The sequence below is a fragment of the Aporhodopirellula aestuarii genome (assembly GCF_023701485.1).
Lineage (GTDB): Bacteria > Planctomycetota > Planctomycetia > Pirellulales > Pirellulaceae > Rhodopirellula > Rhodopirellula aestuarii.
The window spans coordinates 1-5,469 of the sequence record NZ_JAMQBK010000140.1 but is presented as its reverse complement, the minus strand read 5'-3'; the positions used below and the strand labels follow the sequence as shown (position 1 = coordinate 5,469).

Sequence of the window (5,469 nt, the reverse complement as noted above, 5' to 3'; positions counted from 1 at the left end):
AGTTCGCGGCACGTTTCGCCAGATGATTCCTGCAGACCTGCTTAAACGTCTTCTCCGGAATGGCGTCCGGAGCGATCGCATGCCGTCGCTTTCACGATTAAGAACCGAAGCTAAACCTGCACACCGTTCATTTCCATGTCTCAACAAAGATTTGACAGCACACGCTAACGGCTAATCGGAATCCGGGCAAATTGCTGTTGCCTATCTGCTTCGTTCGTTGCCAATACCCAACCACAAACGACTAATCACTGAACCTAGAGAATCAACTCGATGAAGACGATATTGACATGCTTGTGGGCTGCTTGCCTGCTGGTCGCATTTCCTGCACCCAATACCCAGGCTCAATCCTATGCAACCGCTTCGTTCTCGCGAACAACGCTGACGGGTATTGGCCCTGACAAGAAAGTTTCTCGGCGCGACCCGAGCGACGTGATCAAAGTCGGGGACCTCTATTACGTTTGGTATTCGAGAGGCCCCGTTAAGACTGGTTATGACGCCACGGTCTGGTATGCGACATCGTCTGACGGTGTGAACTGGACCGAACAAGGCGAGGCGGTCGCCAAAGGCGAGACCGGCGCATGGGACGAGGCGAGCGTTTTCACACCCAACATCCTCGTCGCCGAAGGGAAATACTGGCTGTTCTACACGGCAGTTTCGACAAACCCGAAGGTAAAGCCCGACTCGAAAATCGGGATCGCTGTATCGAACTCTCCGGACGGCCCTTGGCAAAAGCTTGCCACCAACCCGGTACTGAAGAACAGCGACACCCCATCGGACTTCGACAGTCATCTGGTTGATGATTCCTGCCTACTGGTTCGCGACGGAAAGTACTGGCTCTACTACAAAGGCCGCCAGCTAGGTAGAAGCCCTGCGGAAACCAAGATGGGTCTGGCGATTGCGGAGTCACCCGGCGGCCCCTACATCCGTCATCCGGAAAACCCGGTCATCCCGGGGAATCACGAAGTCGTGATTTGGCCGCAGGGTTCGGGAGTGGTCGCCATGGTGGACGGTCACGGGCCGAAGGAGACCGCCAACAGCATTCTGTTTGCCGAGGACGGAATCCACTTTGCCAAAACGCACGACGTGATCGACCGGCCGAAAGCGGGCGGCACCTATCGCCCCGAAGCGTTTACAGACAGCAACCAGGGAGAGGCCCCGACGTGGGGCGTTGAAATGGACCCTGCGGGCAAACTTCTTTGTATCCAGCGTGTCGATATCGAGTGGAAAGAATCGAATGAAAATGAATAAGATCTTCATCACGGTTGTGCTACTAGCCAGCCTCGCGAACATGTCTGCGGTGAACGCAGCCGATCAAGCTTACGGCACTGCGAAGACCATCCGAACGGCCCTGACCGGCATCGGATTGGAGAACGGTGTCTCACGTCGGGATCCCAGTGATGTGATCAAGGTCGAAGACCTTTATTACGTCTGGTATTCCAAAGGCCCCATCAAGTCCGGGTACGATGCCACGGTCTGGTATGCCACGTCTTCGGATGGGTTGAACTGGATGGAAAAGGGAATGGCTCTGGGGAAAGGATCCGAGGGGCAGTGGGATGCCGGAAGTGTGTTCACGCCTAACATCCTCGTCGCGGAAGGACACTACTGGCTTTTTTACACAGGCACCACAACGTCGTATGGAAAGGGATTCGAACCGGATTCTAAAATCGGCATCGCGGCATCGGATTCACCCGACGGACCTTGGGAACGCATCCCGAACAATCCGGTGCTGAAGAACAGCGACGATCCGCAGGACTTTGACAGCATGCTCGTTGACGATGCCTGCCTGATGGTGCGTGAAGGGAAATACTGGTTCTACTACAAAGGACGCCAGCAGGGTAAAAGTCCGGCGCATACCCAGATGGGGCTAGCCATCGCTGAAAAGCCGCAAGGTCCCTACATCAAGCACGAAGCCAACCCGGTGATTCCAGGCAATCATGCGGTGCTGGCCTGGCCTCAGGGCAAGGGCGTTGCTGCCATGATTGGCACCACTGGGCCCTCGGACATCATCAACACCGTTCAGTATGCGAAGGATGGGATCCATTTTTCCAAAACTCACGATGCCGTTGATGGACCGCGGGCCGGAGGCGCGTACCGTCCCGAAGCCTTTACGAACAGCGGCACAGGCGAGCCGATCCAATGGGGCGTGGAAATCGGCAAGCACCAAGGGAAAGAATTGCCCTATCTTCACCGCGTCGATATCGAGTGGTCGGAATAAAGAACCAATTTTAGAAACCAAGAAGGAAAGTCTTCGCTGGGCTGCTGAAAAGTTGCGACGACGTGGAAATGGAGACGCGAGCCAGTTATGCCTCCATTCTTAGTCGCGATAGCGACGCCGGGCGAAAGCCCCGGACGCGAGTCCGGGGACGACGTCGCCCCCCGCATACACCAAGTCGCGAAGCGATGACAGATACCGTTCCCGGTGGCTCACTCGCGCGCGCACACCCGTGTTTGGTGTCGTCGCGTTGCGAGTTACGTCGCTCTGTCTTCCCAAACCACGAACTCACGTCCGTGGCGATAACATGTCGTCACGATCGTGACTAACCGTTCGCGAAACACTCGATTCAACTCAACGCAAAAGGGATAGCGACACGTCTTGTCAATGACGAAGTTTTGGCAGTCCAGCGATAGCTTTGGTTGAACGTAGGAACCATGGTTAGCATCCAACAACAGAGATACCGAGAGACTCCAGCCTACCTGCTTAACGCTGTGCGAGAGGAGCCTTTAACAGACGGTCTCTTCGATGTGGCGACCCCCCGCGTACGGACTAGGCAATTGGTCGCCTTTGTCAGGGGGTTCGCAATCGCCTCAAAACTTCGAAACGGTTTTCACGTGGCTCAACTGTTCGCCTCCGAGTCATTAGGAGAATCGGAGATGCGCTGCGCTGGATCGATAAAACGCTTCCAATGACTACTTTTGTCGCGAACTGATATCGCTGCATTTACTCTCGCCAGGCATCGGAGTAGCATTGAAAGATCACCGTTGGTCCGACGCGGCCCTGGTTCAAATTCTTAGGAGATTTCGTCTTGCTTCGGCAGTCATCCGCGATCGTGTGCATCTTGATCTGTGGTTCGTTGTCGGCTTTGGCAAATCCCCTCGTCGATGAGATCCGGTTCGGCGACACTCAGTCAGAGGAATCTCACGGATTGAAAGTTGATTCCGGCGAGATCATCGACGGAGCCCTAGGGACCTCGGCGCGTCAGCTCTTGCCGCCGCAGAAGGAACATTGGCGCGGCGGGCGAATGACCTTTCGGATGCAAGTCGATCCTGACAAACCGAACTACTTCACGGTCAAGTTTTGGGGCAGCGACACCACCGGCGAACACAGCCGGCTGATGCTCTTCTTGGAGGGCAAACAAATCGGTCAGCGTCACCTTGGCGAAGTGGATTCGCTCGACATCTCCGAGGATCGTGCTCGGTTCTTAGGCCGATTCTTTTACAAAACCTTGCCTTTGCCGGAACACATGACGCGGGGCCAGACCAGTCTCGAATTGGCAATTGAAGCGCAAGGACCGGTGTGGGGTTACGGTTACAACTTTGAAAAATTTCAGCAGCCGATGACCAAACCGTCACGCGGCATCTATCGGGCATATCTCCATACCGATCCCTACCTTGAGCCAGGGACCGATGAGACTCAAGGCGATCCGGTCATCGATTTCCCGATTCGCCGCGAACCCGGTGAAGAAGTGCTCCAAGAGGTTCAGGATCGCGTCAACCATACCATCGACAAAATGCTTAAATCGGCAAATGCGGAGCCGATCGAGGGCGTTCGATTTCTCGCCTACGCGTGCTTCGTCCCGTGGAGCAAAGCCTATCGCAATAAAGCGGCCCTCAACAAGATTGTCCGCAGCATCGATGATTACGCGCAGAAGTTCGAGGAAAAACCCGAGATCGTTGAAGAGGAATGGTTCGGTGCCGGTCCGATCGCGGATGCCGTGCGACTACTCGCCAAACCGGTACAAATCTACCTGGACCACAAGATCGAAGGCACCGAAACGGTTCGTAGGCAGGCATGGGCGAAACTGTTCGCCCACTCTCGCGATTGGCATGTTAAGAATCGGCGTTCTTACACCAATCAAACGATGATCGTCGACCTGGGGATCTATCGTTGCAACCGCGCCCTCGCGGTGGTCGATCCTTCGTCGGCGTGGCCCGAAGACAGGGCGATCCGAATACTCCATGAAGCAGTCGGGATCGAACCTTGGAGTGGAAGCTTAGACGAACGAGGCAGATCGTCTTGGCGACTCGGAAGACGATTCATGCAGTTGACTGAAAAAGGACTGACGAAAGAACTCGGCTATGTGGGCTCCTATGGCGAGATTGTTGCAGGGATCGTTCAGGCGATGTATGAATCCAGCCGCCCGACGCCAACCGCCGACGGCGATCCAAAACTGAAGGCCCAACTGGTCAAGATGGCTCGAGCAAGAACGGTGTTCCGATACCCGGCGGCCGATGACGACGGTTACCAATCCATGCGTGTCGAAACGATTGTGGGTTGGCGAGACTGGCATTACCCAGGACCCATCGCTTACGGTCCGATGCCAACGGACGATGGTGATCCCCTCGATGTTGCCATCGCGACCGGCGATCCCTACCTCATCGGCTGCTGCCAGCAAATGATCGAAGACAACCAATACTTTGTAGCCTTGCAACAACTCAACCAACGACGCGGATTCAACGTCCTCACCAGCCTATCGAGAGCCCCCGGCAATTACGAGCGGATCACCAACTATCCGCAACAGCCAGGCCGTTTGCCCATGTCTCGCGGGCGTCCAGACTTCGTCTACGCCGATCCTGAAATCGGCGTCTTAGCAGTCAAACACGGCGATGACATTCTGTATGCATCCCTGTATTGGCGGGCCCGCTACGCGATCAACTTCCTCGCCAGGGTGCATCAGCTCTCACCAGCGATCGAACGCGACGCCACCGTGAACATAGGAACGATGTTCACCGATAGCGGACTGTTTTACAAAGTCCCCGACCAAACCAATGAACCGTTCAACAAACGCTACGAGAAAAGTTACAAAGACGCGGGCATGCATTTAGGGATGGCGGGTCAATTGCAACCAATCGCAAGAGTCCCCTCGATCTTCCAAGACTACAAGCCCGGCGACGAAAACATCCACGCCGGCATGGGCGAATTCTACGTCATGTACTACGGACCGTACTGCGTCGCGATGAACTGCAGCCAATCGAGAACGTTTACCCTGGATCTCCCAGCCCCGTTCCGAGGATCCAAGAACTTGGTTGACCATGAAATCGAACAAGGCCCCAAACGCCAGGTCAAGCCAGGGGAAACGGTCGTCTTATATCGAGAACGCTGAACGGCCCCAAGCCGCTCGCAGGTCACTCGAATCGTCCTCTAAGCAGGTACATAAAAGCGGTTCGGTACAACAACAATTACGCTGATCGTGATCGGGTCGGCGTAGGCCGGATCAAGGAGCCTAAGCGACGCAGTTCCGGCACGACTGA

The 5,469-nt window shown here is 55.5% G+C and carries 3 protein-coding genes; all 3 read left to right on the top strand.

The features are described 5' to 3' along the window. Positions 1 to 270 precede the first annotated feature (270 nt). A complete protein-coding gene (locus NB063_RS31615) occupies positions 271 to 1,248 on the top strand; it encodes a family 43 glycosylhydrolase (RefSeq protein ID WP_250933780.1) in 978 nt (325 codons plus the stop codon). Further along, the gene (locus tag NB063_RS31610) at positions 1,241 to 2,215 is read left to right on the top strand and encodes a family 43 glycosylhydrolase (RefSeq protein WP_250933779.1); all 975 of its coding nucleotides are present in this window, start codon (positions 1,241 to 1,243) and stop codon (positions 2,213 to 2,215) included. Before NB063_RS31615 ends, NB063_RS31610 begins: the two co-directional genes overlap by 8 nt. Before the next feature lie 808 nt (positions 2,216 to 3,023). After that, positions 3,024 to 5,321, top strand: a complete 2,298-nt coding sequence (locus NB063_RS31605; protein WP_250933777.1) for a hypothetical protein — start codon at positions 3,024 to 3,026, stop codon at positions 5,319 to 5,321. Positions 5,322 to 5,469: the final 148 nt, after the last annotated feature.